Source organism: Streptomyces sp. WAC05374 (genome assembly GCF_004353505.1).
Lineage (GTDB): Bacteria > Actinomycetota > Actinomycetes > Streptomycetales > Streptomycetaceae > Streptomyces.
In genome coordinates this window covers 1,073,899-1,100,166 of record NZ_SMNQ01000001.1, presented here as the reverse complement: position 1 = coordinate 1,100,166, position 26,268 = coordinate 1,073,899, and the positions used below count along the sequence as shown (strand labels likewise).

Sequence of the window (26,268 nt, the reverse complement as noted above, 5' to 3'; positions counted from 1 at the left end):
CTTGAGAGGGTAAGGCTCCCAGTAGACGACTGGGTTGATAGGCCGGATATGGAAGCCCAGTAATGGGTGGAGTTGACCGGTACTAATAGGCCGAGGGCTTGTCCTCAGTTGCTCGCGTCCACTGTGTTAGTTCTGAAGTAACGAACTCCCTTCGCCGGTTGAGTTCGACATCTTCATAGTGTTTCGGTGGTCATAGCGTTAGGGAAACGCCCGGTTACATTCCGAACCCGGAAGCTAAGCCTTTCAGCGCCGATGGTACTGCAGGGGGGACCCTGTGGGAGAGTAGGACGCCGCCGAACTATTATTGGCCTCAGGCCCTGGACTTCGTGTCCGGGGCCTGAGGCTTTTCTGCGTTCAGGGGGAGCCCGGACACCCCTGTGCGCAGGGCCCGGTCTGCTGACGGTAAAGTCAGGGAGCATCGTTGGCACGTTTCCACAGGAGGCCCCCGGGTGGAGGTTCAGGAGACCCGCGTTCAGACGGACCGGGTCCTCACCATCCCCAACATCCTCAGCATGGCCCGCCTCGCGGGCGTGCCGCTGTTCCTGTGGCTGATTCTCCGCCCCGAGTTCGGCGGGCCCAAGAGCGATGGCTGGGCGTTGCTCGTGCTGATGCTCAGCGGTGTCAGCGACTACCTGGACGGCAAGCTCGCGCGGCGCTGGAACCAGATCAGCAGTCTGGGCCGGCTCCTCGACCCGGCCGCCGACCGGCTGTACATCCTTTCCACCCTCCTCGGTCTGACATGGCGTGAGATCCTGCCGCTCTGGCTGACCGTGGCGCTTTTGGCCCGTGAGCTGATGCTGCTGGTGATGGTGGGAATCCTCCGCCGGCACGGCTATCCGCCGCCGCAGGTGAACTTCCTGGGCAAGGCGGCGACGTTCAACTTGATGTACGCCTTCCCGCTCCTCCTGCTCAGCGACGGGACCGGATGGCTTTCGTCACTCGCTGAAGTTTTCGGGTGGGCCTTCGCCGGATGGGGTACAACTCTGTATTGGTGGGCAGGGATCCTCTACGTGGTCCAGGTCCGCCGACTTGTCAAGGCGGATACCGCAGCCGATTGAGCCCGTCTGATGGGTGCCGTGCAGTGATTGCCGGCCCCGCCCTTGTTTGTCGTAAGCGGACCACTGTCCCGGACGGGTGAAGTCGGCTTGACCGTCGTCTCTGCAAGGAGGACGCTTCCGACATGAAGGCCGTCGTTATGGCCGGTGGCGAAGGAACTCGACTTCGCCCCATGACCTCGAGCATGCCCAAGCCGCTCCTGCCGGTGGCCAACCGGCCGATCATGGAGCATGTGCTGCGGCTGCTCAAGCGGCACGGGCTCAATGAGACCGTCGTGACCGTGCAGTTCCTCGCCTCACTCGTAAAGAACTACTTTGGTGACGGCGAAGAGCTCGGCATGGAACTGACCTATGCCAACGAGGAGAAGCCCCTCGGTACCGCGGGAAGCGTGAAGAATGCCGAGGAGGCGCTGAAGGACGACGCCTTCCTTGTCATCTCCGGTGACGCGCTCACGGATTTCGATCTGACCGACCTCATCGCGTTCCACAAGGAAAAGGGCGCGATGGTCACGGTATGCCTGACGCGGGTCCCCAACCCCCTCGAATTCGGTATCACCATTGTGGACGAGGAGGGCAAGGTCGAACGCTTCCTGGAGAAGCCGACCTGGGGCCAGGTCTTCTCCGACACGGTCAACACCGGCATCTACGTCATGGAGCCCGAGGTCTTCGACTACGTCGAGGCCGATGTTCCGGTGGACTGGTCCGGTGACGTCTTCCCGCAGCTCATGAAGGAGGGCAAGCCGATCTACGGCTATGTCGCCGAGGGCTACTGGGAGGACGTCGGCACCCACGAGAGCTACGTCAAGGCCCAGGCCGACGTGCTCGAGGGGAAGGTCGACGTCGAACTCGACGGCTTTGAGATCTCGCCCGGCGTGTGGGTCGCCGAGGGTGCGGAGGTGCACCCGGACGCCGTCCTGCGCGGGCCCCTCTACATCGGCGACTACGCCAAGGTCGAGGCCGGCGTGGAAATCCGCGAGCACACGGTCGTGGGCTCGAACGTGGTCGTGAAGAGCGGCGCTTTCCTGCACAAGGCGGTTGTTCACGACAACGTCTACATCGGGCAGCACAGCAATCTGCGCGGCTGCGTGATCGGCAAGAACACCGACATCATGCGGGCCGCCCGGATCGAGGACGGGGCCGTCATCGGCGACGAGTGCCTCGTCGGTGAAGAATCGATCGTCCAGGGCAATGTGCGGGTCTACCCCTTCAAGACCATCGAGGCCGGCGCCTTCGTCAACACCTCGGTGATCTGGGAGTCCCGCGGGCAGGCGCACCTTTTCGGGGCGCGCGGTGTCTCCGGAATCCTGAACGTCGAGATCACCCCCGAGCTGGCGGTCCGGCTGGCGGGGGCGTACGCGACGACGCTCAAGAAGGGCGCCACGGTCACCACGGCACGTGACCACTCCCGGGGCGCCCGGGCCCTGAAGCGGGCCGTGATCTCCGCGCTCCAGGCCAGCGCCATCGACGTACGCGACCTGGAGAACGTGCCGCTGCCGGTCGCACGGCAGCAGACCGCGCGGGGCAGTGCCGGCGGCATCATGATCCGGACGACACCGGGCGTGCCCGACTCGGTCGACATCATGTTCTTCGACGAGCGCGGCGCCGACCTGTCGCAGGCGGGGCAGCGGAAGCTGGACCGGGTGTACGCACGCCAGGAGTACCGGCGTGCCTTCCCGGGCGAGATCGGAGACCTGAGCTTCCCGTCCAGCGTCTTCGACTCGTACACCGGGTCCCTGCTGCGCAACGTGGACACGACCGGCATCTCCGACGCGGGGCTGAAGGTCGTCGTCGACGCGTCGAACGGCAGCGCCGGTCTCGTCCTGCCCAGCCTGCTGGGGCGGCTCGGGGTGGACTCGTTGACGATCAACCCCGGTCTGGACGAGTCGCGGCCCACCGAGTCCGCCGAGTCCCGCCGGGCCGGGCTGGTACGGCTCGGCGAGATAGTGGCGTCGGCGCGTGCGGCCTTCGGCGTACGGTTCGACACGGTCGGTGAGCGTCTGTCGCTCGTCGACGAGCGGGGCCGGATCATCGAGGACGACCGGGCGCTGCTGGTGATGCTGGACCTGGTGGCCGCCGAGCGGCGCAGCGGCCGGGTGGCGCTGCCGGTGACGACCACGAGGATCGCCGAGCAGGTGGCCGCGTACCACGGCACGCAGGTCGACTGGACGACGACGTCCCCGGACGACCTGACCCGGGTGGGCCGTGAGGAGTCCACGATCTTCGGTGGCGACGGCCGCGGTGGCTTCATCGTTCCCGAGTTCAGCAGCGTCTTCGACGGTACGGCGGCGTTCGTGCGGCTGATCGGGCTGGTGGCCCGTACCCAGCTCACGCTCAGCCAGATCGACGCGCGCATCCCGCGGGCGCATGTGCTCAAGCGGGACCTGGCGACGCCGTGGGCGGTCAAGGGCCTGGTGATGCGGCGCGTGGTGGAAGCGGCCGGGGACCGGCACGTGGACACCACCGACGGTGTGCGCGTGGTGGAGGCCGACGGCCGCTGGGTGATGGTGCTGCCCGACCCGGCCGAGGCGGTCACCCATCTGTGGGCGGAGGGCCCCGACGACGCGTCCGCGCAGGCGCTGCTCGACGAGTGGGCCGCCGTGGTGGACAGCGCCGGTCGCTGAGGCGGCACGCAAGGAGCGGTGTGCCGGAGGGCGTCCCTGGGGCGCCTTCCGGCACCACCGGTGGGGCCATTCGGCGGTAGCCCCTCCGACGTGCGACGATGTGCGGCATGTCGCAGCAGCCCCCCGTTCGGAGCACCGGCTCCCCGCCACCGCGTCCCGATGCGTCCATGTCGCTGCTGACCAATGTGATGGACCACGCGCTCGACGACGGGTACGCGGAGGCGTCCGCCCGCAGGGCCGCCGAGGGCGGCGGTCTGCCCCGTACGCTGCGCGCCAAGCTGGGCCTGGCGGCCGGACTGGTACTGGCAGCCCTGGTGGTCACGCTCGGGGCGGCGCAGGCGCAGATATCGGCACCTGTGGTGGCCAAGGAGCGCGAGGAGCTCATCGACCGCATCCAGTCGGAGACCTCGGCGGCCGACGGCCTGGAGAAGCAGATCGAGACGCTCCGCGCCGAGGTGGGGGAACGGCAGCGCAAGGCGCTGGAGCGGCACGGCGGGGACCAGGGGCAGCTCGTGGCGCTGCTGTCGGGGGCGACGCCGGTGCGGGGGCCGGGTGTCCGGCTCGTCGTGGACGACGCCAAGGACACCGAAGAGGGCGGGGGCGGACCGCGCGAGAGCAGCGGGTTCGCCGACACCGGCCGGGTCCGGGACCGCGACATGCAGCGGGTGGTCAACGGCCTGTGGCAGGCGGGCGCGGAAGCCATCGCCATCAATGGGCAGCGCCTGACCGCCCTGTCGGCGATCCGCGCGGCGGGCGACGCCATACTGGTCGACAACAAGCCGCTGGTGCCGCCGTACACGGTGCTGGCGGTGGGGGACGGAAAAAAGCTGAGCACGACGTTCCAGGACAGCCCCGACGGGCAGTACCTGCACGTACTGCAGGAGAACTTCGGTATCCGCACCAGCATTTCGGACCAGGGCGAGGTGCGTCTGCCGGCCGCGCCGAGCCTGATCGTACGTACAGCACAGCCGAGCATCGCCGGATCCGGAACGGGTGACGGGCAGGGCGCGGCCGACACAGGGAAGGGCACATCTTGATCGCCGTACTGGGCCTCGTCGTGGGAGTCGTGGTCGGACTGTTCATCCGGCCCGAGGTGCCGGCGGTGGTCGAGCCCTATCTGCCGATCGCCGTCGTGGCTGCCCTGGACGCGGTCTTCGGCGGCCTGCGGGCCATGCTCGACGGGATCTTCGTCGACAAGGTCTTCGTCGTCTCCTTCCTGTCGAACGTCGTCGTGGCCGCGCTGATCGTGTTCCTCGGCGACAAGCTGGGCGTCGGCGCACAGCTTTCGACCGGTGTGGTCGTCGTGCTCGGCATCCGGATCTTCTCCAACGCCGCCGCGATCCGGCGGCACGTGTTCCGGGCGTGAGGCCGATGAGCAACGAAGAGACACCGAACCCGATTCCCGAGCCGGAGCGCCGGCCGGAGCAGCCTGCCCCGCAGCCGCAGCCGCAGCCGCAGCCGCAGCCTCGGACCGAGCCGGAGCAGGAGCCGGAGCCTGAGCAGCCGCGGGCGACGGAGCCGTCAGAGCCGCGGACCGGGCGGCAGCGTCTGATCGCGGGCCTGTGGCCGCCGCGCGTCACCCGGGCGCAACTCATCGTGGCCGTCCTGCTGTTCGGGCTGGGCCTGGGCCTCGCCATCCAGGTCCGGTCGACGAGCGACACCGGTGCCCTGCGCGGCGCGCGCCAGGAGGACCTGGTGCGCATCCTCGACGAGCTGGACGACCGCACGCAGCGCCTGGAGGACGAGAAGGCGCGCCTGGAGGACCAGCGCACGGAGCTGGAGAACAGCTCCGACCAGGCGGAAGAGGCGCGGAAGCAGACGCTGGAAAAGGAACGGCAGCTCGGCATCCTGGCCGGTACGGTGGCGGCGCAGGGCCCCGGCATCACGCTCACCATCGCCGACGGCGCCGGTGCGGTGGAGTCGGACATGCTGCTCGACGCCATCCAGGAGCTGCGGGCCGCCGGTGCGGAGGCGATCCAGGTCAATGGTGTCCGGGTCGTCGCCGACACGTACTTCTCCGGTGACGCCGGGGACATAGAGGTGGACGGGCGGAAGATCCAGGCCCCGTACCGCTTCAAGGTCATCGGGAAGCCCCAGGATCTGGAGCCGGCGCTGAACATCCCGGGAGGGGTGGTGCAGACGCTGGAGAAGGAGCAGGCCACCGCCACGGTGACACGGTCGCAGAAGATCGTTGTGGACGCCTTGCGACCGGCGGAGCGGCCTGACTACGCTCGGTCGTCATCGCAGTGAGGCGGGGGTCCATGGGGGATACGCGGCAAGTGCCCGCACCCGGAGCCGGGCCGGACCGGGTCACGGGGCCGGCCGCGCGCGGTCGCGCGGCGCGAACCGGAAGACAGGTGCCGGGGCGTTTGGTTGCGGGGGGTCGGCGCATCAGACAGGTGATGCGTGAGGGAAACTGTCCGGAGGATACGGACGTTGTGATGATGTCCGGGTCGGCAGGTGTGGTCATTCAGGGTTCGTCCTGCCCCACGGGCGGGTCTGTTTCGTTCAAGGGGAATCGCCCGTGAAGTTGTTTGCGAAGTTGTTCGGCAAGAGCGCACGCGAGGACGGCAGCAACTCTGCCAAGCACCGTGCGTCGCGCCATGGCCAGAGTGAGGAGCAGGGCGGCGAGCGCCCCCTCTTCCGCGACGAGGTCGCGGGTCCGGGCGGTGACATTCCGGGGGGCCAGGGCGCGTCTGTTGACCCTGCCGGTCCCGGCCGCATAGGTTTCGGAGAACCATCAACCTCGAGTACGGGTGGAGGGTTTGCGCCCGACCCGTACGCGACGAGCGCCCACGCGGGCCAGCCGCGGCAGGAGGATTCGTCCATGCCGGTGTGTACGAGGTGCGGGCACCGCAACGCCGAGGCGAGCCGGTTCTGCTCCAACTGCGGTGCGCCGCTGCGCGGTGGCGTGCCGGCCGAGCGGGCGTCCGAGACGACGTCGACGATCTCGATCTCCGGCCTGGAGGCGTACGACTCCGAGGTCACCGGCCAGACGCAGCTCCCCTCGCTGTCGCCCGAGGCGCAGGCGGCCGTCGAGGCGCTGCCGCTCGGTTCGGCGCTCCTGGTCGTGCGCCGTGGCCCCAACTCGGGCAGCCGTTTCCTGCTGGACAGCGATCTGACCACGGCGGGGCGGCACCCGCAGAGTGACATCTTCCTGGACGACGTGACCGTGTCGCGCCGCCACGTGGAGTTCCGCCGGTCGCCCGACGGGAGCTTCACCGTCTCGGACGTCGGCAGCCTCAATGGCACGTACGTCAACCGGGAGCGGATCGACTCGGTTCCGCTGGCGAACGGCGACGAGGTGCAGATCGGCAAGTACCGGCTGGTCTTCTACGCGAGCCAGCGGGGCGTGTGATCCGGCAGGGGAGGCCCATGCTGCGAACCACGACGGGCGGTGCCGGGGACGGCACCGCCGGCGCGGCCGACCGGCTGGTGAGCATCGGGACGGTGCTCAACCAGCTCCGTGAAGAGTTTCCCGAGGTCACCATCTCCAAGATCAGGTTCCTGGAGGCGGAGGGGCTCGTCGAGCCGCAGCGGACCGCTTCGGGATACCGGAAGTTCAGCCCCGGTGACGTGGAGCGGCTGGCGCGCATCCTGCGGATGCAGCGGGATCACTACCTGCCGCTGAAGGTGATCCGCGAGCACCTGGACGCGGTGGAGCGGGGCGAGCAGGTGGAGCTGCCGCCCGCTCCCGGCCCGCAGCGCGACGCCCTGGAGGGTGAGATCTGGGAGCCGGCCGGGCAGGACCGCCCGACGGCTGCCCGGGTCGGCAGGGCGGAGCTCCTGGCGGCCGCGGGCGCCGGCGAGGAGGAGCTCGCCGAGTGGGAGGCGTACGGGCTCGTCGTGCAGGGCGTGGACGGCGGGTACGACGCCGAGGCGGTGACGGTCGCGAAGCTGGTGGCCGAGCTGGGCAGATTCGGTCTCGAACCACGTCACCTGCGGGCGGTGAAGGCCGCCGCCGAGCGGGAGGCGGGCCTGGTCGAGCAGGTGGTCGCGCCGCTGCGCAGGCACCGTAATCCGCAGACCAGAGCGCATGCCGAGGCGACCGCGAAGGAGCTGGCGACCCTGTCCGTACGGCTGCACGCGGCACTGGTCCAGACGGCTCTCGGAATCCGCTTGCACTGATCTTGACGGGGGCCCGACTATCCAAACCGGTCCGGCACGTCCTAGGGTTGCAATGTGAACGAGCTCGATGTTGTCGGTGTCCGGGTGGAAATGCCGTCCAACCAGCCGATCGTGCTCCTGCGTGAAGTGGGAGGCGACCGGTACCTCCCGATCTGGATCGGTCCGGGGGAGGCGACGGCGATCGCTTTCGCGCAGCAGGGCATGGCTCCCGCCCGGCCGCTCACCCATGACCTTTTCAAGGACGTGCTCGAGGCCGTGGGCCAGGAGCTGACCGAGGTCCGCATCACGGACCTGCGGGAAGGGGTCTTCTACGCGGAGCTGGTCTTCGCCAGCGGGGTGGAGGTGAGCGCCAGGCCCTCCGACGCCATAGCGCTGGCCCTGCGCACCGGGACCCCGATCTACGGGAGCGACGGCGTGCTCGACGACGCGGGAATCGCCATCCCCGACGAGCAGGAGGACGAGGTGGAGAAGTTCCGCGAGTTCCTCGACCAGATTTCGCCCGAGGACTTCGGCACCAGCAGCCAGTGAGGCCGGTGAGCCACGCAGCCGGTTCGGCGGGAGCCGGCTGACGGTCGGCCACGGACCGACCAAGGCCGGTGGTCGCTCGAGGACCGCTCGTGGCCTCGCCGCGCCACACCCCCCGTGCTCGGTCACGGCGGAGCGGTCGGGAGGCGCCCGACCGAGGACTTTCAGCCCATTCGGCCTTGCTTACCCGCTTTTGGGATACGGGAAACCACTCTCAGGGTGATTATCACTCGGCGTGCCGAGTGTGGCGATCGTTGACGCACCCCTGGCGACTGCCTACCGTCGAGATGGCAGGTCAAGGACGGAGGGTCGGCGTGATGAGCAGCGGCGACGGTGCGACTGGGGGCCTCCCCGGACGAAGTCTGGGGAAGAGCGGGCCGTATCCGCTTCACGGGGGTGCGGCCGACCGCGCGGGCGCGACCGGCGCCGGTGCGGGCGAGGCGCAGGGGCAGCCGGCCGAGCCGGTCACCGAGACCATCGGCTACCGCGGGCCCACCGCGTGCGCGGCCGCCGGGATCACCTACCGGCAGCTCGACTACTGGGCCCGTACCGGGCTGGTGGAGCCGAGCGTGCGGCCCGCGTACGGGTCGGGGACGCAGCGCCTCTACAGCTTCCGCGACGTGGTGGTCCTCAAGATCGTCAAGCGTTTCCTGGACACCGGTGTCGCCCTCCAGAACATCCGCGCGGCGGTCCAGCACCTGCGAGCACGGGGCTTCACGGACCTGGAGCGCATGACGCTGATGAGCGACGGTGCGACGGTCTACGAGTGCTCGTCGCCGGACGAGGTCGTCGACCTGCTCCAGGGCGGCCAGGGCGTCTTCGGGATCGCCGTGGGCGTGGTGTGGCGGGACGTCGAGGCCGCGCTGTCGCAGCTCCACGGGGAGCGCATCGACACCGGCGAGACGCTGGTCCGCCACAACCCGTCGGACGAGCTGGCGCGGCGCAGGCGCGACCGGGCCGTCTGAGCCGGGTTCCGTACGTGTGTGCGGGCGATTGTCAGTGGCGTAGGGCAGCATCGTTGGTGTGAGAGCCGCGCCGACGATCCTGCATCTGGACATGGATGCCTTCTTCGCCGCCGCCGAGCAGGCGGCGAAGCCCAGCCTGCGCGGAAAACCGGTGATCGTCGGGGGGCTCGGGCCGCGCGGCGTCGTCGCCACGGCGTCGTACGAGGCCAGGCGGTTCGGGGTGCATTCGGCGATGCCGATGGCGCAGGCGCGGCGGCTGGCGCCGAACGCCGCGTATCTGGTCCCGCGCTTCTCCCTCTACCGCGCGGTGAGCGAGCAGGTCATGGAGCTGCTGCGCGGGCTCTCGCCGCTGGTCGAGCCGCTGAGCCTGGACGAGGCCTTTGTGGACCTGGAGGCCGGGGGGTCGGCCCATGACACGGCGTCCGCGCGGGAGGCCGGGGAGCGGCTGCGCGCGGACATCCACGCGGTCACCGGGCTGACCGGGTCGGTGGGCCTGGCCGGTTCCAAGATGCTCGCGAAGATCGCTTCGGAGGAGGCCAAGCCCGACGGGCTGTTCCTGATCGAACCGGGGACGGAGCGGGAGCTGCTCGGGCCCAAGTCGGTGCGCATCCTGCCGGGCGTGGGTCCGGCGACCGGGGAGCACCTCCGGCGGGCCGGGATGACGACGGTCGCGGACCTGGCGGCGGCGGGCGAGGACGAGCTGGTACGGCTGCTGGGCAAGGCGCACGGGGAGTCGCTGCACCGGATGGCCATGGGGTACGACGACCGTCCCGTGGTGGCGGAGCGGGACGCCAAGTCCGTGTCGGTGGAGGACACCTTCGACGTGGACCTGCACGACCGGGTGCGGGTGCGGATGGAGGTGGAGCGGCTGGCCGAGCGGTGCGTGCAGCGGTTGCGCGGCGCGGGTCGCTCGGGGCGGACGGTGGTGCTGAAGGTGCGGAGGTACGACTTCTCGACGCTGACCAGGTCGGAGACGCTGCGGGGCCCGACGGACGACCCGGTGGTGGTGCGCGAGGCGGCGGCCCGGCTGCTCGACGCGGTCGACACCACGGGCGGTGTGCGGCTCCTGGGCGTGGGCGTCACGGGGCTCGCGGACTACACGCAGGAGGACCTGTTCGCGCAGGCCGCCGCGGAACGGGCCGAACTGGAACGGGCCGGGTCGGGGCGGTTCGAGCCGGAGGCCGAGCCGGTGCGGGCGGAGCCGGAGCGAACGGAGGCGGACAGGGCGGCGCCGGCGCGGGCGGCGACCCGGGAGACGGTGCCGGGAGCGGCCACGGTCGGCGTCGGCGCTGCGGGCGCCGGAGCGGTGGCGGCCGGCACGGTCGGTGCGGGTTCGGGTGCGGGTGCGGACGTGGGTGCGGGTGCCGGGGCTGGTGGGGCGGGGGGGGGCGGGGGGGCGGGGGCGGGGGGGGGGGGGGGGGGGGGGGGGGGGGGGGGGGGGGGGGGGGCGCGGGGGGGCGTACCGGTCCGGTGCCCGGGGAGGCGGGCGCGGGTGAGGCGCGGCGGTGGATGGCCGGGCAGGACGTGCGGCACGCGGAGCACGGCGCCGGGTGGGTGCAGGGGAGCGGGCTGGGGCGGGTGACCGTGCGGTTCGAGGAGCCCGGGTCGCCGCCCGGACGGGTGCGGACGTTCCGGGCCGACGACCCGGACCTGGAGCCGTCCGATCCGTTGCCGCTGGTGCCGGATCAGTCCTCCGGGCCGGCGACCTTGCCGAAGTCGCGGTCCGTGGAGGGAGGCGGCGGGAGCGCGAGGCCGTAGTGGTGGTAGAGCTGGAGCTCCTGCTCGGGGGAGAGGTGGCGGCCGACGCCGAAGTCGGGGGCGTCCTTGATCAGGGCCCGCTCGAACGGCACGTGCAGGCCGCCCTCCACCAGTTCGCTGGGCTCCAGCGGGACGAACGCGTCACGGCTGAACAGGCCCGTGCGGACGGCGGCCCACTCGGGGACGCCCGTCGCGTCGTCCAGGTACACCTCGTCGACGGTGCCGATCTTGTGGCCGTTGCGGTCGAAGGCCTTGCGGCCGATCAGGCTGCGCGGATCGATATCGGTCTGCACGGTCCCTCCAACTGGTCGCAACCGCTCTGTAAACACTACGAAAGTGCACAACGGTGACGTCGGCCACTCGAGGGAGCGGGTGGGGACCGCGCTGGTAGGCTGGCAGACGGCCGCTGACCCCGTGCGGGAGAGTCCTCCGGAGAAACCTTTCGGAGGCGCCGAAGGAGCAAATCCTCCCCGGAATCTCTCAGGCACCCGGTACCGCACGGACGAGGTCACTCTGGAAAGCAGGGCGGGCGTCGGACGGCATCCGCTCTCACCGACGGTGAAAGCCGGCCCGCCCCCGAGGGGGAGGTCCGGTGAAGCTCTCAGGTTGAGATGACAGAGGGGGAGGCCGTCCGGGCACCCGCGCCGTGGTGCCCCTCGCAGGTCGTATCGACCAGGAGGCCTCCGCAATGACCGCCAACCGCATTCCGCTCTCCGTGCTCGAACAGGGAATCCCGTTCGAGCAGCGGCACATCGGGCCCGACGACGAGGCCCGCGCCAAGATGCTGGCGCAGGTCGGCTACGGGTCGCTCGACGAGCTCACGGCCGCCGCGGTGCCGGACGTCATCAAGAGCGCCGAGGCGCTCGGGCTGCCCGACGCGCGCACCGAGGCCGAGGTCCTCGCCGAGCTGCGCTCGCTCGCCGAGCGCAACCAGGTGCTCGCCCCGATGATCGGCCTCGGCTACTACGGCACCTTCACGCCGCCGGTCATCCTGCGGAACGTCATGGAGAACCCGGCCTGGTACACCGCGTACACGCCGTACCAGCCGGAGATCTCGCAGGGCCGCCTGGAGGCGCTGCTCAACTTCCAGACCATGGTCGCCGACCTGACCGGGCTGCCCACCTCCGGCGCCTCGCTGCTCGACGAGGGCACCGCCGCCGCCGAGGCCATGTCGCTGGCCCGCCGGGTCGGCAAGGTCAAGGGCGGGGTGTTCCTGGTCGACGCCGACGCACTGCCCCAGACCATCGCCGTCATCGAGACCCGCGCCGAGCCGACCGGCGTGGAGGTCGTCGTCGCCGACCTGAGCGAGGGCATCCCGGCGGAGATCGCCGAGCGCGGTGTCTTCGGCGTCCTGCTCCAGTACCCCGGCGCCTCCGGGGCCGTGCGGGACATCAAGCCGCTCATCGACCGGGCCCACGAGCTCGGCGCGATCGTCACCGTCGCCTCCGACCTGCTGGCGCTGACCCTGCTCACCTCGCCCGGCGAGCTGGGCGCCGACATCGCGGTCGGCACCACCCAGCGGTTCGGCGTGCCGATGGGCTTCGGCGGCCCGCACGCCGGCTACATGGCCGTCCGCGACCGGTTCGCCCGCTCCCTGCCCGGCCGCCTCGTCGGCGTCTCCGTCGACGCCGACGGCAACAAGGCGTACCGCCTAGCGCTCCAGACCCGCGAGCAGCACATCCGCCGCGAGAAGGCCACCAGCAACATCTGCACCGCTCAGGTGCTGCTCGCCGTCATGGCCGGCATGTACGCGGTCTACCACGGCCCCGACGGGCTCCGGCAGATCGCCCAGCGCGTCCACCGCTACGCCGTCGTCCTCGCCGAGGGCCTGCGCGCCGGCGGCGTCGAGGTCGTCCACGGCACCTTCTTCGACACCGTGACCGTCCGGGTGCCCGGCAAGGCGGCCGAGGCCGTCGCCGCCGCCCGGGAGAACGGCGTCAACCTCCGCCTCGTCGACGCCGACCACGTCTCCGCGTCCTGCGACGAGACCACCGGCCGCGCCCAGATCGCCGCCGTGTGGGACGCCTTCGGCGTGCGCGGTGACATCGAGGCGCTGGACGCCGAGTCGGCCGACGTCCTGCCCGAGGCGCTCCTGCGGTCCGACACCTACCTCACCCACCCGGTCTTCCACGCGCACCGCTCCGAGACCGCGATGCTGCGCTACCTGCGCAAGCTCGCCGACCGCGACTACGCGCTGGACCGCGGCATGATCCCGCTCGGCTCCTGCACCATGAAGCTGAACGCGACCACCGAGATGGAGCCGGTCACCTGGCCCGAGTTCGGGCAGATGCACCCCTTCGCCCCGGTCGACCAGGCGCAGGGCTATCTCACCCTGATCCGTGAGCTGGAGGAGCGCCTCGCCGAGGTCACCGGCTACGACAAGGTCTCCATCCAGCCCAACGCGGGTTCGCAGGGCGAGCTGGCCGGTCTGCTCGCCGTCCGCGCGTACCACCGCGCCAACGGTGACACGCAGCGCACGGTCTGCCTGATCCCGTCGTCCGCGCACGGCACCAACGCCGCCAGCGCCGTGATGGCCGGGATGAAGGTCGTGGTCGTCAAGACCGCCGACGACGGCGAGATCGACGTCGAGGACCTGCGCGCCAAGATCGAGCAGTACCGGGACGAGCTGTCCGTCCTGATGATCACCTACCCCTCCACGCACGGCGTGTTCGAGGAGCACGTCGCCGACATCTGCGCCCAGGTGCACGAGGCGGGCGGCCAGGTGTACGTGGACGGCGCCAACCTCAACGCGCTGGTGGGCCTGGCGAAGCCGGGCCAGTTCGGCGGCGACGTCTCGCACCTGAACCTGCACAAGACCTTCTGCATCCCGCACGGCGGCGGCGGCCCCGGCGTCGGCCCGGTCGGCGTCCGGGAGCACCTCGCCCCGTACCTGCCGAACCACCCGCTCCAGCCGAGCGCCGGTCCGGACACGGGCGTCGGCCCGATCTCGGCCGCTCCGTGGGGCTCGGCCGGCATCCTGCCGATCTCCTGGGCGTACGTGCGGCTGATGGGCGGCGAGGGCCTGAAGCGGGCGACGCAGGTGGCCGTCCTCGCGGCGAACTACATCGCCAAGCGCCTGGAGCCGCACTACCCCGTGCTCTACACCGGTCCGGCCGGGCTCGTCGCCCACGAGTGCATCGTGGACCTGCGCCCGATCTCCAAGGCGACCGGCGTCAGCGTCGACGACATCGCCAAGCGGCTGATCGACTACGGGTTCCACGCCCCGACCATGTCGTTCCCGGTGGCCGGCACGCTGATGATCGAGCCGACCGAGAGCGAGGACCTGACCGAACTGGACCGGTTCTGCGACACGATGATCGCGATCCGTGCCGAGATCGAGAAGGTCGCCTCGGGCGAGTGGCCCGCCGAGGACAACCCGCTGCGCAACGCCCCGCACACCGCGGCCGCGCTGGGCGGCGAGTGGACGCACGCGTACAGCCGCCAGGAGGCGGCCTTCCCGGCCGGCGTCTCGGCCGCGGACAAGTACTGGCCGCCGGTGCGCCGCATCGACGGGGCGTTCGGCGACCGCAACCTGGTCTGCTCCTGCCCGCCGCTGGACGAGTACGACAACTGACCCGCACGAGAAGGGCCGGTACGGAGCTGATCTCCGTACCGGCCCTTCCTCGTACCCTGCCTCAGGCGGCCGTCACGACCTTCGCGGCGCTCAGCGGCCGGTGCGGCGCGATGATCTGGCCGTCCGGCAGCAGCTCACCGGTGTCCTCGAAGAGCAGGACGCCGTTGCACAGCAGGCTCCAGCCCTGTTCCGGGTGGTGGGCCACCAGGCGGGCCGCCTCCCTGTCGGCGGAGTCGGCGGTCGGACAGGCAGGCTGGTGCTGGCACATGGGTCGGTTCTTTCGCTGCGGTGTGGTGTGTGTCCTGCGGCTCGATGCGGTGTTCATGGCCGCCCCCCGTTGTGTCGGTCGGTCCGTTCCCAGTGTTGCCCCACCGGCGTCAATCCGCAGGGATTTCGCGGCAGCGCTTCCTACTGCTTAATGACGTGTCACCCGCGCGGATGGTTCAGCTCAACCGCACTGTCCCTTCGGGTGGTTCGTGATGGCCTCACCGGGCTAGTCCGATCGGACCGGGGGCCGTCACGCCGTTGACTCCAGGAGCGGCGGAGGCACCAGTCGCAGCGTGAGCACCGGCAACAGGTCGGCGACCCGGTACGGCAGGTGCGAGGCGATGCCCGGCGGCGCGGGGGCCAGCGGGATCAGCAGGTCCGCGGGGGCTGGCGCGCCGGACGCGGGGTCGGCCTCCGGGTCCCCGTGCAGCCACAGCGTCAGCATGTACAGATCGGGCACGGACAGCAGCCGCGGCTGGTGGCGGGTCGCCATGGCCTCGGCCTGCCGCAGCGCGCGCTCCGTCGAGGCCAGGTACGGGCCCTCGAAGAAGTGCGAGAACGCATAGCCGTCCGGGGTGAGCCTGGTGTCCGCGGCGGCGACCGGGCGGTCGCCGCCGCGGATCAGGAACCGCCAGCCGGCCAGTCGGGTACGCGGTGCACCGGCGGGCGGAACGGCGGGGTCACGGACGTCCAGAACGTGGACGGGCAGCGGGAGTTCGGGGCTCAGCGGTCCCTGGACGGACCGGAGAGCGGGGGTGTGGGCCTCGCGGACGGCGGGGGAGCCGAGCGCCGCGAGGACACTGCGCAGGGCAGCCGCGGGTGCGGGGGAGACGTGGAGCGGCATGGTGGGTCGCCTCTCACTCAAGAGACAGGGTGATGCCAGGGAAGGTGCGGACGTCAGTGTCAGCTTCGGGGTCAGAGGGGGCCGGAGGGGGCTTCTGGCCGTGGCCGGGCGCGACTCTCTGCCTCGTTCGCGGAGTTTATACGACGCGTGTTCACGCAATGTTTCCGCTAGCCGTCGGCGATATTACCCACAAGGCCGGATCAGGTCTTTGATTTGCGAAGTATCTGTGGATATCCCGCGCATGCGAGGGCCGCTGCCTGCGGCGTTGCCCGGCGGGCGGTAGGCCGAATGCCGTCGTCGTTCGGACCGGCTCGCAGCGCCGTGCCGCCCGCCGGGAGCGGGACCGGCGGGCGGTAACTGCCCGCGGCCCCATGCCTGCGGAATGTGCCGGGCAAACAACGTATCCAGCCTACCGTTCAAGCGCTGGTCATGTGGGAGTTACAGATCAGCTCGACTGGGCATTATCGTCCGTGACGCGAGCGACGATGCCGCGCGCCACCCACTCGAGGAGGGACGCTTCGATGGGGGAGAAGATCGCGGCAGGCGGCTTCGACCTGTCCGATCGGCAGAGGTACCGCAGGAAACTCCAGGAGTGCCTGACGGGACTTGAGCGACTCCTTGCCGACAAGAGGTTCGACCGGCCACGGAATCTCGTGGGCCTGGAGATCGAGCTGAATCTCGCGGGTGCCGACGGCATGCCGCGGATGATGAATGCCGAAGTGCTGGAGCGGATCGCCAGCCGGGATTTCCAGACGGAACTCGGAATGTTCAACCTCGAGGTGAACATTGCCCCGCACCGGCTCGGCGGGCGCGTCTTCGACCAGCTCGCCGAGGAGTTGCGCACGGGGCTGGCGTACGCGCACCGCAAGGCCCAAGAGGTCGACGCCGGCATTGTGATGATCGGAATTCTCCCGACACTCTCCCAGGACGATCTGGTGTCGGGGAACCTCTCGGACGTCGATCGTTACATGCTGCTCAACGACCAGATCGTCGCCGCGCGGGGCGAGGAGTTCACGCTGGACATCGACGGCGTGGAGCGTCTGAGCTGTACCGCGAGCTCCATCGCGCCCGAGGCCGCCTGCACCTCCGTGCAGCTCCACCTCCAGGTGACGCCCGAGCGCTTCGCGGACGTGTGGAACGCCGCCCAGGCCATCGCCGCCGTGCAGGTCGCGGTGGGCGCCAACGCGCCCTTCCTCTTCGGCCGCGAGCTGTGGCGCGAGTCCCGCCCGCCGCTGTTCACCCAGGCCACGGACACGCGTCCGCCCGAGCTCCAGGCGCAGGGCGTGCGGCCGCGCACCTGGTTCGGCGAGCGGTGGGTCTCCTCGGCGTACGAGCTCTTCGAGGAGAACGTCCGCTACTTCCCCGCCCTGCTGCCGATCTGCGACGAGGAGGAGCCGCTGCGGGTCCTCGACCAGGGCGGTGTCCCGTCCCTCCAGGAGCTCGTCCTGCACAACGGCACCATCTACCGCTGGAACCGGCCGGTGTACGGCGTCATGGACGGCGTGCCCCACCTGCGCGTGGAGAACAGGGTGCTGCCGGCCGGGCCGACCGTCGACGACGTACTCGCCAACGCCGCCTTCTACTACGGACTGGTGCGCGCGCTCGCGGAGGAGGCGCGGCCCGTGTGGCGGCGTCTGCCGTTCGAGGACGCCGCCGCCAACTTCGACGCCGCCTGCCGGTACGGCATCGACGCCGAGCTGCGCTGGCCGCGGCCGGGCCGGGGCGGCGGGGTGACGACCGTGCCGGCGGTGAAGCTGGTGCGCGACGAGCTGCTGCCGCTCGCCGCCGCGGGCCTCGAGGCGTGGGGCGTGGAGCGGACGGACCGCGAGCGGTACCTCGGGATCATCGAGGAGCGGTGCAAGCGCCGGGTGAACGGCGCGTCCTGGCAGGTGGAGACGTTCCACCGGGCGCTGGAGGCCGGGCTGGGCCGTGAGGCGGCGCTGGCCGCCACCACCCGGCAGTACTGCCGTCTGATGCGGCGGGGCGACCCCGTGCACACCTGGCCGGCCGGCTTCCCGGGAGAGCCGTCGGCGCGGCTGGAGCGGTGAGGCCCGGGCGGCCGGTGGCCGCCCCGGCTGGGTTCCCGGCACGACCGTCGGGCAAGCTGTGACGTCCCAAGGGCGGTCGACCGAGGCAGGTGTGCGCGTACGTGGCAGGAACTCTTCCCGCGGAGGGCGTGGGGCGAAGGACCCTGAGGTCCGAGACCCTGCTGGTACTGGCGCTGTCCCTGGGCGCGAGCGGGGTCTCCGCGCTCATCAGCTTCATCGGCTCGGTGACCAAGCCGGGCGGGCTGAAGGACCAGGCGGCGACGCTCAACAGCTCCTACGCGCCAGGACGGCCGTGGCTCGACCTGGCCTGGCAGCTCTTCGGGATCGCGACCGCGCTGGTGCCCGTCGCCCTGGTGGCGCACCTGCTGATCAGGGAGGGCGCCGGCCTGCGGGCGATCGGCTTCGACCTCCGCCGGCCCTGGTCGGACCTGGGGCGCGGGGTGCTGGTCGCGGCCGGCATCGGCAGCGCGGGACTCGCCTTCTACCTGGCGGCCCGGGCCGCGGGGGCGAACCTGACGGTGGTGCCCGAGGCGCTGCCCGAGGTGTGGTGGAAGTACCCGGTGCTGATCCTGTCGGCGGTGCAGAACTCCGTGGTGGAGGAGGTCATCGTCGTCGGTTATCTGCTGCGCAGGCTCGACCAGTTGGGCTGGTCCCCGTGGGCGGCGCTGGCGGCCAGTTCGGTGCTGCGCGGGTCGTACCACCTGTACCAGGGCATCGGCGGGTTCATCGGCAACATGGTCATGGGCGTGGTCTTCGTGCTGCTCTACCGGCGGTGGGGGCGGGTGGGGCCGCTGGTGGTGGCGCACGCCCTGCTCGACATCGTCGCGTTCGTCGGATACGCGCTGCTCGCGGGCCGGGTGGGGTGGCTGCCCACGGCGTGAGGCGGTGACGGCCCGCCGCGTGACGGCGTGACGGCGTGACGGCGTGACGGCGTGACGGCGTGACGGCGTGACGGCGTGACGGCGTGACGAAGGGGCGTACGGAGGGTTCCGTACGCCCTTTCGGCGTGCCGCCCCCTTGGGCGGCGTCACACCAGCAGGTCGCCCTCGATGACCGTCACCGCGTGCCCGGTCAGCAGCGTCCGCTCGCCGCGCAGGGCCGTGCGCACCAGGCCGGTGCGGGCGCCGCCCTGGAGGCCGGTCAGCTCGTCGCGGCCGAGGCGCGCCGACCAGAACGGGGCCAGGGCGGTGTGCGCGCTGCCGGTCACCGGATCCTCGTCGATGCCGACGGCGGGGAAGAAGCAGCGGGAGACGAAGTCGTACCCGCGTGAGGGGTCCTCGGCGGCGGCCGTGGCGATCACGCCCCGGTCCGACAGGGTCGCGAGGGCCGCGAAGTCCGGTGCCAGTGACCGGACGGTCCGCTCGTCCGGCAGCTCCACCAGCAGGTCGCCGATGTGCGCGGCGGTGTCGTGGACGGCGACGACATCGGCACCGAGCGCCTTCGCGAGCCCGTCCGGCGCCGGGACGGGGGTCAGGGCGGAGGTCGGGAAGTCCAGCGTGAGGGAGCCGTCCTCCGCCGCGGTGGCGGACAGGACGCCGCACCGTGCGGCGAAGCGGACCGTGCCGGTCGCGCGGCCGGTGGTGTGCAGGACGTGCGCGGTGGCGAGCGTGGCGTGGCCGCACATGTCGACCTCGGTGACCGGCGTGAGCCAGCGCAGCGCCCAGTCCGCCTCACCACCCGGCGGCAGCGGGTGGGCGAAGGCGGTCTCGGAGAGGTTGACCTCCGCGGCGACCCGCTGGAGCCAGTGGTCGTCCGGGAAGGCGTCCAGCAGGACGACCCCCGCCGGGTTCCCGGAGAAGGGGCGGTCGGTGAAGGCGTCGACGATTCGAATCCGCATGGACAGACCGTAGGCGGGGCGTCACGTCCCGGGCCAAGGCCAATCCGGGGTGTCTGGACTGGGAACCGGTGCCGGACGATTGCTCACCGAGCAGTTCCGATATATCGTTGAAGCATCGCGACAGATCAACGATGGAAGGAGCGTGCGAGATGCGCGCACAGGGGAACTGCCGGCCCGGCCATCGCGGCTGGGGCGGCGAGCGCCAGGGGGACTTCGAGGGCCGGCGAGGCGCCTTCGGCCCGTTCGGGCCGGGCTTCGGCGGCGGCCCGTTCGGAGGTGGCCCCTTCGGCGGCGGCCGCGGCCGGGGAGGCGGCCGGGGACGGGCGCGGCGCGGTGACGTGCGCGCCTCGATCCTGGCCCTGCTGAAGGACCGGCCGATGCACGGCTACGAGATGATCCAGGAGATCGCCGAGCGCAGCGGCGGGGCCTGGCGGCCCAGCCCCGGCTCGGTCTACCCGACGCTCCAGTTGCTGGAGGACGAGGGCCTGATCGCCAGCCGGAGCGAGGGCGGCAAGAAGCTGTTCACGCTCAGCGACGCCGGGCGCGCCGAGGCCGACGCGGGGCCGGACGCCCCGTGGGAAGAGGCGGGGCGCGGGGTCGACTGGGAGGCCATGAACGAGGTCCGGCAGGCCGGGTTCGGGCTGCTGGAGGCCTTCGGGCAGGTCTGGAAGACCGGCGACGCCGACCAGCGGCAGAAGGCGCTGGCCGTCATCAACGACGCCCGCAAGAAGCTGTACCTCATCCTGGCCGACGAGCACTGAGGTGGCCGCGCCGGCCGACCCGGTGGCCTCAGGTCACCAGGCCGGCCAGTGCGCGCAGCGACTGTGCCAGCGCCGTGGCCGCCGAGTCCTTCAGCTTCCCCGTCATCAGGGACACGGCCGCGCCGGTGAACTCGCCGTCGATCCGCACGCCCGTGGCGTCGCCGTCCCCGGTGAGCGTGTAGCGCATGGCGAGTGCCACGCCCATGGGGCCCTTGCCCCGGGTGACCAGCAGCCGCTCGGGCTCCAGCTCGTCCACGGTCCAGGTCACCTCGGCGGGGAAGCCCATGAGCCTCATGTTCTCCTGGTACGCCGTGCCCACCGTGAGCGTCTCCGGGACGCCGGCGGGGAAGCCGGTGTGGGTGGCGTTCCACTGGTCGTACGACGCCAGGTCCGTCAGCCGTGCCCAGAGCTGCGCGGCCGGTGCCCCGATGCGTGCCTCCGCGCTGACCTCGGCCATGCGACCACCCCTTCTCGGCGGGTTCCGGTGGCGCGGAACGTAACGGCCGGGCCGTGAACCCGCAATACTGACGGGCCGTCAGTTCTGTGCGGGAGGTGTGCGCGCCGGGCCGCCCGCGGTCATGCCACCGGATGTGCGGACCGGGGCCGTCTCAACAGGTGTGACAGGGCTTACGCTCCTGACCCGCTGCTGTCATGATGTGCCGATGCACGCGTCTCAGGGGAGAAGCGCCGGCCTGGGACTCGCCCTGGCCTCGGCCTTCGCATTCGGTGGATCAGGTGTCGCGGCCAAGCCGCTGATCGAGGCGGGGCTGGACCCGCTGCACGTGGTGTGGCTGCGGGTGACCGGCGCCGCGCTCGTCATGCTGCCCGTGGCCTGGCGCCACCGCGAGCTGCTGCGCCGCAAGCCCGCCCTGCTCGCCGGCTTCGGCCTGCTCGCCGTCGCGGGCGTCCAGGCCTGCTACTTCGCGTCCATCTCCCGCATCCCCGTCGGGGTCGCGCTCCTCATCGAGTACCTCGCCCCGGCGCTGGTGCTCGGCTGGGTGCGGTTCGTCCAGCGCCGGCCGGTGACCCGGGCCGCAGCGCTGGGGGTGGTCCTCGCGGTGGCGGGGCTCGCCTGTGTCGTGGAGGTGTGGTCCGGGCTGAGCTTCGACCTCCTCGGACTGCTCCTCGCCCTGGGCGCCGCCTGCTGCCAGGTCGGCTATTTCGTCCTCTCCGACCAGGGCAGCGACGAGGCACGGCCGGCCGATCCGCTGGGCGTCATCGCCTACGGGCTGCTGTTCGGGTCGCTCGTCCTCACCGCCGTCGCGCGCCCGTGGGGCATGGACTGGGCGGTGCTGGGCGGCAGCGCCGACATGGGCGGGACGCCGGCCCCGGCGTGGCTGCTGCTCGGGTGGGTCGTGCTGATCGCCACCGTCCTCGCGTACGTCACCGGCGTCATCTCCGTGCGCCGGCTCTCCCCGCAGGTGGCGGGCGTGGTCGCCTGTCTGGAGGCGGTCATCGCGACCGTGCTGGCCTGGGTGCTGCTCAGGGAGCACCTCTCCGGGCCGCAGATCCTGGGCGGGGTGGTGGTGCTCGTCGGAGCCTTCATCGCCCAGTCGTCGGCGCCCAAGGCGTCGTCGGGGCCGGTGGCCGGGTCCGAGCCGGTGCGGCCGGAGGAGCGGTTGCCGTCCGGACGGGCCGCCTCGTAAGGTGACGATCATGCATTCGACCGTACTTCCGCCGCCCGCCGCGTAACGCGGGCGGCAGCCACACCTCTGACGAAGACCGGCCCGGGCAGTCCCCGGGCGGTTCGTCGCTGCCCGCGTGCGGAGCCGAGCAGCCGGCCAACCTGTCTTCGTACGGAGAAGTCACGTGTCGAATCCTTCCGCCGCGCCCGTGGGGCGCAGCCTCTTCTACCTGATCGTCGCCGGGGTCGCCTGGGGCACTGCCGGGGCGGCCGCCTCGATGGTGTTCCTGATCAGTGACCTCGGTCCCCTCGCCCTGTCGTTCTGGCGCTGCGCGGGCGGTCTCCTGCTGCTGCTCGGCGCGCTGGCCGTGCGCCGCCGCCGCGCTCCCCGGGCGGCCGAGTCCCGGCGGCGGGCGGTGCTGCGCGTCCTCGGTACGGGCGCCGCGCTCACCGTCTTCCAGAGCGCGTACTTCGCCGCCGTCGAGGCCACCGGTCTCGCGGTCGGCACGGTCGTCACGCTGGGCGCCGGGCCCGTGCTGATCGCGCTGGGCGCGCGGCTGACCATGGGCGAGCGGCTCGGGCGCGGCGGGGCCGTCGCGGTCGCCGGGGCGCTCGCCGGGCTCGCCGTGCTGGTGCTGGGCGGCGGGGGAGTGGCGGTACGGCCCGCCGGGGTCGCCCTCGCGGTGCTGTCGGCCGCCGCGTACGCCGCGCTCACGCTGCTGACGCGGTGGCTCGGGCGGGACGGCGGTGGGCCGGCCGCGCTGACCACGACGACCTGGGCCTTCGCGGTCGGTGCGGTGGGGCTGCTGCCGATGGCGGCGGCCGAGGGGCTCTTCCCGCAGACCGCCGAACTCGCCAGGGTGGCCGGGCTGATGGTGTACGTGGCGGCCGTGCCGACCGCGCTGGCGTACGCGCTGTACTTCGCGGGTGCGGCCGTGGTCCGGTCCGCGACCGTGTCCGTGATCATGCTGCTGGAGCCGGTGAGCGCGGCGGTCATCGCGGTCACCGTGCTGGGCGAGCGGCTGACCGGGGCGACGGTGCTGGGGACGCTGCTGCTGCTCGGGGCCGTCGCGGGGCTCGCCGCCGCCGAAGCGCGGGGCGCGGTGGGGCGGCGCCGGGCGGCGGCCCAGGCCGTCTGACCCGTGCGGGGCGCGCCCGTCGGTGCGCCCCGCACCATTCCTTCCCGCCGCCGGCCCGGTCTCAGAGCGCGGTGACGTAGTCCGGGACCGGGACGGAGGGAGCCAGGCCGGCGGCCGGGACCGGGGTGCCGTACGCGGTGCTCACCGGGACGACGCCGGTCCAGTGGGGGAGCGTGAGGTCCTCCGGCTCGTCGTTGGGGCCGCCGGTGCGGAGCTTGGCCGACACCTCGGCCAGGTCGAGGCGGAGGACCGCGGTCGCCGCCAGTTCCTTGGCGTTGGCCGGGCGCGAGTCGGCGGAGCGTCCGGGGACCACGTGGTCGACGAGGGCGTCGAGCGCGGTGCGCTTCTCCTCGGGGTCGGTGACCTGGTGGGCGATGCCGTGGACGACGACCGAGCGGTAGTTGATCGAGTGGTGGAACGCGGAGCGGGCGAGGACCAGGCCGTCGACGTGGGTGACGGTCAGGCAGACGGCGAGGCCCGGGTCGGCCTGGCCCGCCATGCGCAGCGGCCGCGAGCCGGTGGAGCCGTGGACGTAGAGGCGGTCGCCGACGCGGCCGTACAGCGTGGGCAGGACGACGGGCGTGCCGTCGCGGACGAAGCCGAGGTGGCAGACGTACGCCTCGTCGAGTATCGCGTGCACCAGCTCCCGGTCGTAGGACGCGCGGTGCCGTGAGCGGGTGGGGACGGTGCGATCGGTCGGCTGGTACTCCGGGGCGGCCTGCGACATTGCCTTCTCCATTGCACTAGTGCATAATCTGGTTTGTGCTAGGAGAGTATCGGATCGTGGGGCGGCGCGCATCGGAGATTGCCGCCAGTGTGGAGCGGGGCGTCGGTACGGGAGAGCTGGAGCCCGGCCAACTGCTGCCGCCGATGCGGGAGTTGGCGGCCCACTTGGGCGTCAACCCCAATACGGTCGCGGCCGCGTACCGCACCTTGCGCGAGCGCGGGGTGATCGAGACGGCCGGGCGCCGGGGCAGCCGGGTGCGCCCCCGCCCGGCCACCACCGCGCGCGGCTCCCTCCGGATCGACGCCCCCGAGGGCGTGCGGGACGTGGGGCGGGGCAATCCCGACCCGGCGCTGCTGCCGCCCCTGGGGGAGGCGCTGGCCGCGGCGGCGCGCCGGGACGCCGAGGAGCCGGGGCTCTACGGGCAGGCCCCGGTGGACCCGGACTTCGCACGGCTCGCCCGGGCGGCGCTGGACGCCGACGGGGTGCCGGACGGGCCGGTCGCCGTCACGTCCGGGTCCCTGGACGCCATCGAGCGGGTGCTGGCCGCCCACCTGCGCCCCGGTGACGCCGTGGCGGTCGAGGATCCCGGCTGGGGCGCCCTCCTCGACCTCGTACCGGCCCTGGGGCTCAGACCCGTGCCGGTCGCCCTCGACGACGACGGGCCGCTGCCGGCCGAGGTGGAACGGGCGCTCGGCGACGGCGGGGCCCGCGCGCTGATCGTGACCACCCGGGCGCAGAACCCGACCGGGGCGGCGATCGGCGCCGCGCGGGCGGCGGAGCTGCGGCGGGTGCTGGCCGCGCACCGGGGCGTGCTGCTGATCGAGGACGACCACGGGCACGGGTTCGTGGACGTGCCGCCGCACCCGCTCGCGGGGGCGACGGACCACTGGACGCTGGTCCGGTCGGTCGCCAAGGCGTACGGGCCCGACCTGCGGGTCGCCGCGCTCACCGGTGACCCGGTCACCGTCGACCGGCTGCTGGGCCGGCAGCGGCTCGGGCCCGGCTGGGTGAGCCGCCTGCTGCAGCGTGCCGTCGTGCACCTGTGGCGGACCGGCGCGGTGGACGGGCCGGCGGTGGCGGCGGCGTACGCGGAGCGGCGCGACGGGCTGGTGGCGGCCCTGGCGCGGCGGGGCGTCCGGGCGCACGGGCGCAGCGGCATGAACGTGTGGGTGCCGGTGGCGGACGAGACCGGGGCGGTGGCGCGCCTGCTGCACGCGGGGTGGGCGGTGGCGCCGGGGGCCCGGTTCCGGATGGCGGCCGGACCGGGCGTGCGGATCACCGTCTCGGGTCTGGCGGTGGCGGACCTGGAGCCGCTCGCCGACGCGGTGGCGGCGGCGAGCGGCCCGCTGGAGGCGCGCAGCTACGGCTGACCGGCCGGGCTCCGCCTCGGACGGCTCTGCGTGAGGGCGGCCCCCGCCAGGACGATCAGCGCCCCGACGGGCGTGTTCCAGGTCAGTGCCTCGTCCAGGAGCGTGACGCCCGCGGCGGTGGCGATGACCGGGATGAAGTAGGTGACCATCTGGCCGGTCGTCGGGCCGACCTCGGCGACGATCCCGTACTGGAGCAGGACCGCGAACCCCGTGCCCAGCGCGCCGAGCGCGACCACCGCGAGCACCGGCACCACCGGGAAGGACGCCGGCCACGTGGTGAACAGCGGGGTGACCACGGCCAGTTGGAGCGTGGCGAGGAAGAGCTGCGCACCGGTCAGGGACAGGTGCGACTCGCCGCGCCCCGCCAGCGTGCGGCGGACGTAGATCCATCCGACGGGGTAGCTCAGCGAGGCCAGCAGGGCCATCGCGGTGCCCGTGACGTCCAGCCCCGAAAAGCCCTGCCAGGCCCCGAGCACGGTGAGCACGCCGAGGAAGCCGATGCCGAGGCCCGCCACCCGGCGGCGCGTCGGACGGTCCTCCGACAGGGCGACCAGCGACAAAGCCATCCCCCAGAGCGGGGAGGTCGCGTTGCAGATGCCGGCGAGCGTGGAGGGGATCGTCAGCTCGGCGTACGCGAACAGCGAGAACGGCAGGGCGTTGAGGAAGAAAGCCGCCACGGCCAGATGGCCCCAGGTGCGGGCGCCGCGCGGCGGCCCGGCGCGCCTGACCGCCATGGCGACGGCGAGCACCGCGGTGCCGAACAGCAGGCGGCCGAAGGTGACCTGGAAGGGCGCGAAGGCGTGGGTGCCCACCTTGATCAGCAGGAAGCTGAAACCCCACACGAGGGAGAGCAGCGCGAAGCGGACGCGCCAGTCGAGGGCGCGGCGGGGGGCGGGCGCGGTGGTCGCCGTGGGCAGCGAGCGGTGGGAGGGTGCGGTTGCGGTGCTCATGACGGACACGATGGCCGACCACAACCTCGTAGAACAAGCGAGATTTCGTGATGCCGTTCGCTTAGTATTGCTTAC

The 26,268-nt window shown here is 72.0% G+C and carries 23 protein-coding genes, 2 rRNA genes, 2 pseudogenes and 1 riboswitch; of the genes and pseudogenes, 20 read left to right on the top strand and 7 right to left on the bottom strand.

What is annotated here, in order from left to right; genetic code table 11:
* From E2B92_RS04970 to E2B92_RS33950, 13 genes and pseudogenes are all read left to right on the top strand, one after another.
* Positions 1-106: ribosomal RNA gene (locus tag E2B92_RS04970) — 23S ribosomal RNA — on the top strand; the annotation flags it as partial.
* A 76-nt stretch (positions 107-182) separates the two neighbouring features.
* A 5S ribosomal RNA gene (gene rrf, locus E2B92_RS04965) occupies positions 183-299 on the top strand.
* Between the two features lie 150 nt (positions 300-449).
* Positions 450-1,058: a CDP-alcohol phosphatidyltransferase family protein gene (locus E2B92_RS04960; protein ID WP_126888687.1), complete on the top strand. Its 609-nt coding sequence runs from the start codon at positions 450-452 to the stop codon at positions 1,056-1,058.
* Between the two features lie 122 nt (positions 1,059-1,180).
* Positions 1,181-3,676 (top strand): mannose-1-phosphate guanyltransferase, encoded by a 2,496-nt coding sequence (locus E2B92_RS04955; RefSeq protein WP_126888686.1) that lies wholly within the window; start codon positions 1,181-1,183, stop codon positions 3,674-3,676.
* A gap of 107 nt (positions 3,677-3,783) precedes the next feature.
* Positions 3,784-4,713: a DUF881 domain-containing protein gene (locus E2B92_RS04950; RefSeq protein ID WP_126888685.1), complete on the top strand. Its 930-nt coding sequence runs from the start codon at positions 3,784-3,786 to the stop codon at positions 4,711-4,713.
* Positions 4,710-5,042, top strand: coding sequence for a small basic family protein (locus tag E2B92_RS04945; RefSeq protein ID WP_064068997.1), 333 nt, complete (start codon positions 4,710-4,712; stop codon positions 5,040-5,042). The genes E2B92_RS04950 and E2B92_RS04945 overlap by 4 nt, the downstream gene beginning before the upstream one ends.
* A gap of 5 nt (positions 5,043-5,047) precedes the next feature.
* Positions 5,048-5,926 (top strand): DUF881 domain-containing protein, encoded by an 879-nt coding sequence (locus E2B92_RS04940; protein ID WP_126888684.1) that lies wholly within the window; start codon positions 5,048-5,050, stop codon positions 5,924-5,926.
* A gap of 166 nt (positions 5,927-6,092) precedes the next feature.
* On the top strand, positions 6,093-7,034 hold the full coding sequence (locus tag E2B92_RS04935; protein ID WP_126888683.1) for an FHA domain-containing protein: 942 nt from the start codon (positions 6,093-6,095) through the stop codon (positions 7,032-7,034).
* Between the two features lie 17 nt (positions 7,035-7,051).
* Complete coding sequence (gene ftsR / locus E2B92_RS04930; RefSeq protein WP_126888682.1) at positions 7,052-7,804, top strand: transcriptional regulator FtsR; 753 nt, start codon at positions 7,052-7,054, stop codon at positions 7,802-7,804.
* 54 nt (positions 7,805-7,858) lie between these two features.
* On the top strand, positions 7,859-8,332 hold the full coding sequence (locus E2B92_RS04925; RefSeq protein WP_004002801.1) for a bifunctional nuclease family protein: 474 nt from the start codon (positions 7,859-7,861) through the stop codon (positions 8,330-8,332).
* A gap of 311 nt (positions 8,333-8,643) precedes the next feature.
* Complete coding sequence (locus E2B92_RS04920) at positions 8,644-9,294, top strand: MerR family transcriptional regulator (RefSeq protein ID WP_126888681.1); 651 nt, start codon at positions 8,644-8,646, stop codon at positions 9,292-9,294.
* Between the two features lie 58 nt (positions 9,295-9,352).
* Positions 9,353-10,492, top strand: a pseudogene (locus E2B92_RS33955) (DNA polymerase IV); the annotation flags it as partial.
* 263 nt (positions 10,493-10,755) lie between these two features.
* Positions 10,756-11,052: pseudogene (locus tag E2B92_RS33950) on the top strand (DNA polymerase IV); the annotation flags it as partial.
* On the opposite strand, the gene E2B92_RS04900 reads toward E2B92_RS33950, so the two are convergent.
* The gene (locus E2B92_RS04900; RefSeq protein ID WP_185923676.1) at positions 10,980-11,345 is read right to left on the bottom strand and encodes a PRC-barrel domain-containing protein; all 366 of its coding nucleotides are present in this window, start codon (positions 11,343-11,345) and stop codon (positions 10,980-10,982) included. The pseudogene E2B92_RS33950 and the gene E2B92_RS04900 sit on opposite strands and share 73 nt — an antisense overlap.
* Before the next feature lie 114 nt (positions 11,346-11,459).
* Positions 11,460-11,559, top strand: a riboswitch (glycine riboswitch).
* Between the two features lie 181 nt (positions 11,560-11,740).
* Between E2B92_RS04900 and gcvP the strand changes: the two genes are divergently transcribed.
* Complete coding sequence (gene gcvP / locus E2B92_RS04895; RefSeq protein ID WP_126887590.1) at positions 11,741-14,626, top strand: aminomethyl-transferring glycine dehydrogenase; 2,886 nt, start codon at positions 11,741-11,743, stop codon at positions 14,624-14,626.
* 61 nt (positions 14,627-14,687) lie between these two features.
* Here gcvP and E2B92_RS04890 read toward each other — a convergent pair whose 3' ends face one another.
* Positions 14,688-14,894: a DUF5999 family protein gene (locus E2B92_RS04890; RefSeq protein WP_312846086.1), complete on the bottom strand. Its 207-nt coding sequence runs from the start codon at positions 14,892-14,894 to the stop codon at positions 14,688-14,690.
* A gap of 249 nt (positions 14,895-15,143) precedes the next feature.
* Positions 15,144-15,737: a hypothetical protein gene (locus E2B92_RS04885; RefSeq protein WP_126887592.1), complete on the bottom strand. Its 594-nt coding sequence runs from the start codon at positions 15,735-15,737 to the stop codon at positions 15,144-15,146.
* Between the two features lie 521 nt (positions 15,738-16,258).
* Here E2B92_RS04885 and E2B92_RS04880 point away from each other — a divergent pair.
* Complete coding sequence (locus tag E2B92_RS04880; protein WP_126887593.1) at positions 16,259-17,785, top strand: glutamate-cysteine ligase family protein; 1,527 nt, start codon at positions 16,259-16,261, stop codon at positions 17,783-17,785.
* Between the two features lie 101 nt (positions 17,786-17,886).
* Entirely contained in the window at positions 17,887-18,666 is a 780-nt protein-coding gene (locus E2B92_RS04875; RefSeq protein ID WP_126887594.1) for a CPBP family intramembrane glutamic endopeptidase, read from the top strand.
* Between the two features lie 146 nt (positions 18,667-18,812).
* On the opposite strand, the gene E2B92_RS04870 is transcribed toward E2B92_RS04875, so the two are convergent.
* Positions 18,813-19,622, bottom strand: a complete 810-nt coding sequence (locus E2B92_RS04870; RefSeq protein ID WP_126887595.1) for a PhzF family phenazine biosynthesis protein — start codon at positions 19,620-19,622, stop codon at positions 18,813-18,815.
* A gap of 149 nt (positions 19,623-19,771) precedes the next feature.
* Between E2B92_RS04870 and E2B92_RS04865 the strand changes: the two genes are divergently transcribed.
* A complete protein-coding gene (locus tag E2B92_RS04865) occupies positions 19,772-20,383 on the top strand; it encodes a PadR family transcriptional regulator (RefSeq protein WP_126887596.1) in 612 nt (203 codons plus the stop codon).
* Between the two features lie 28 nt (positions 20,384-20,411).
* Here E2B92_RS04865 and E2B92_RS04860 read toward each other — a convergent pair whose 3' ends face one another.
* On the bottom strand, positions 20,412-20,840 hold the full coding sequence (locus E2B92_RS04860; RefSeq protein WP_126887597.1) for a type II toxin-antitoxin system Rv0910 family toxin: 429 nt from the start codon (positions 20,838-20,840) through the stop codon (positions 20,412-20,414).
* 205 nt (positions 20,841-21,045) lie between these two features.
* On the opposite strand from E2B92_RS04860, the gene E2B92_RS04855 reads away from it, so the two are divergent.
* A complete protein-coding gene (locus tag E2B92_RS04855; protein WP_126887598.1) occupies positions 21,046-22,029 on the top strand; it encodes an EamA family transporter in 984 nt (327 codons plus the stop codon).
* A gap of 163 nt (positions 22,030-22,192) precedes the next feature.
* Positions 22,193-23,146 carry a DMT family transporter gene (locus tag E2B92_RS04850; protein ID WP_126887599.1) on the top strand — a complete coding sequence of 318 codons (954 nt, stop codon included), beginning with the start codon at positions 22,193-22,195 and terminating at the stop codon, positions 23,144-23,146.
* A gap of 61 nt (positions 23,147-23,207) precedes the next feature.
* On the opposite strand, the gene E2B92_RS04845 is transcribed toward E2B92_RS04850, so the two are convergent.
* The gene (locus tag E2B92_RS04845; protein ID WP_126887600.1) at positions 23,208-23,885 is read right to left on the bottom strand and encodes a pyridoxamine 5'-phosphate oxidase family protein; all 678 of its coding nucleotides are present in this window, start codon (positions 23,883-23,885) and stop codon (positions 23,208-23,210) included.
* Positions 23,886-23,908: 23 nt separating this feature from the next.
* On the opposite strand from E2B92_RS04845, the gene E2B92_RS04840 reads away from it, so the two are divergent.
* Positions 23,909-25,243, top strand: a complete 1,335-nt coding sequence (locus tag E2B92_RS04840; protein WP_126887601.1) for an aminotransferase class I/II-fold pyridoxal phosphate-dependent enzyme — start codon at positions 23,909-23,911, stop codon at positions 25,241-25,243.
* Here E2B92_RS04840 and E2B92_RS04835 read toward each other — a convergent pair.
* Complete coding sequence (locus E2B92_RS04835; protein WP_126887602.1) at positions 25,234-26,193, bottom strand: DMT family transporter; 960 nt, start codon at positions 26,191-26,193, stop codon at positions 25,234-25,236. The two genes, E2B92_RS04840 and E2B92_RS04835, sit on opposite strands and share 10 nt — an antisense overlap.
* Between the last annotated feature and the right edge of the window lie 75 nt (positions 26,194-26,268).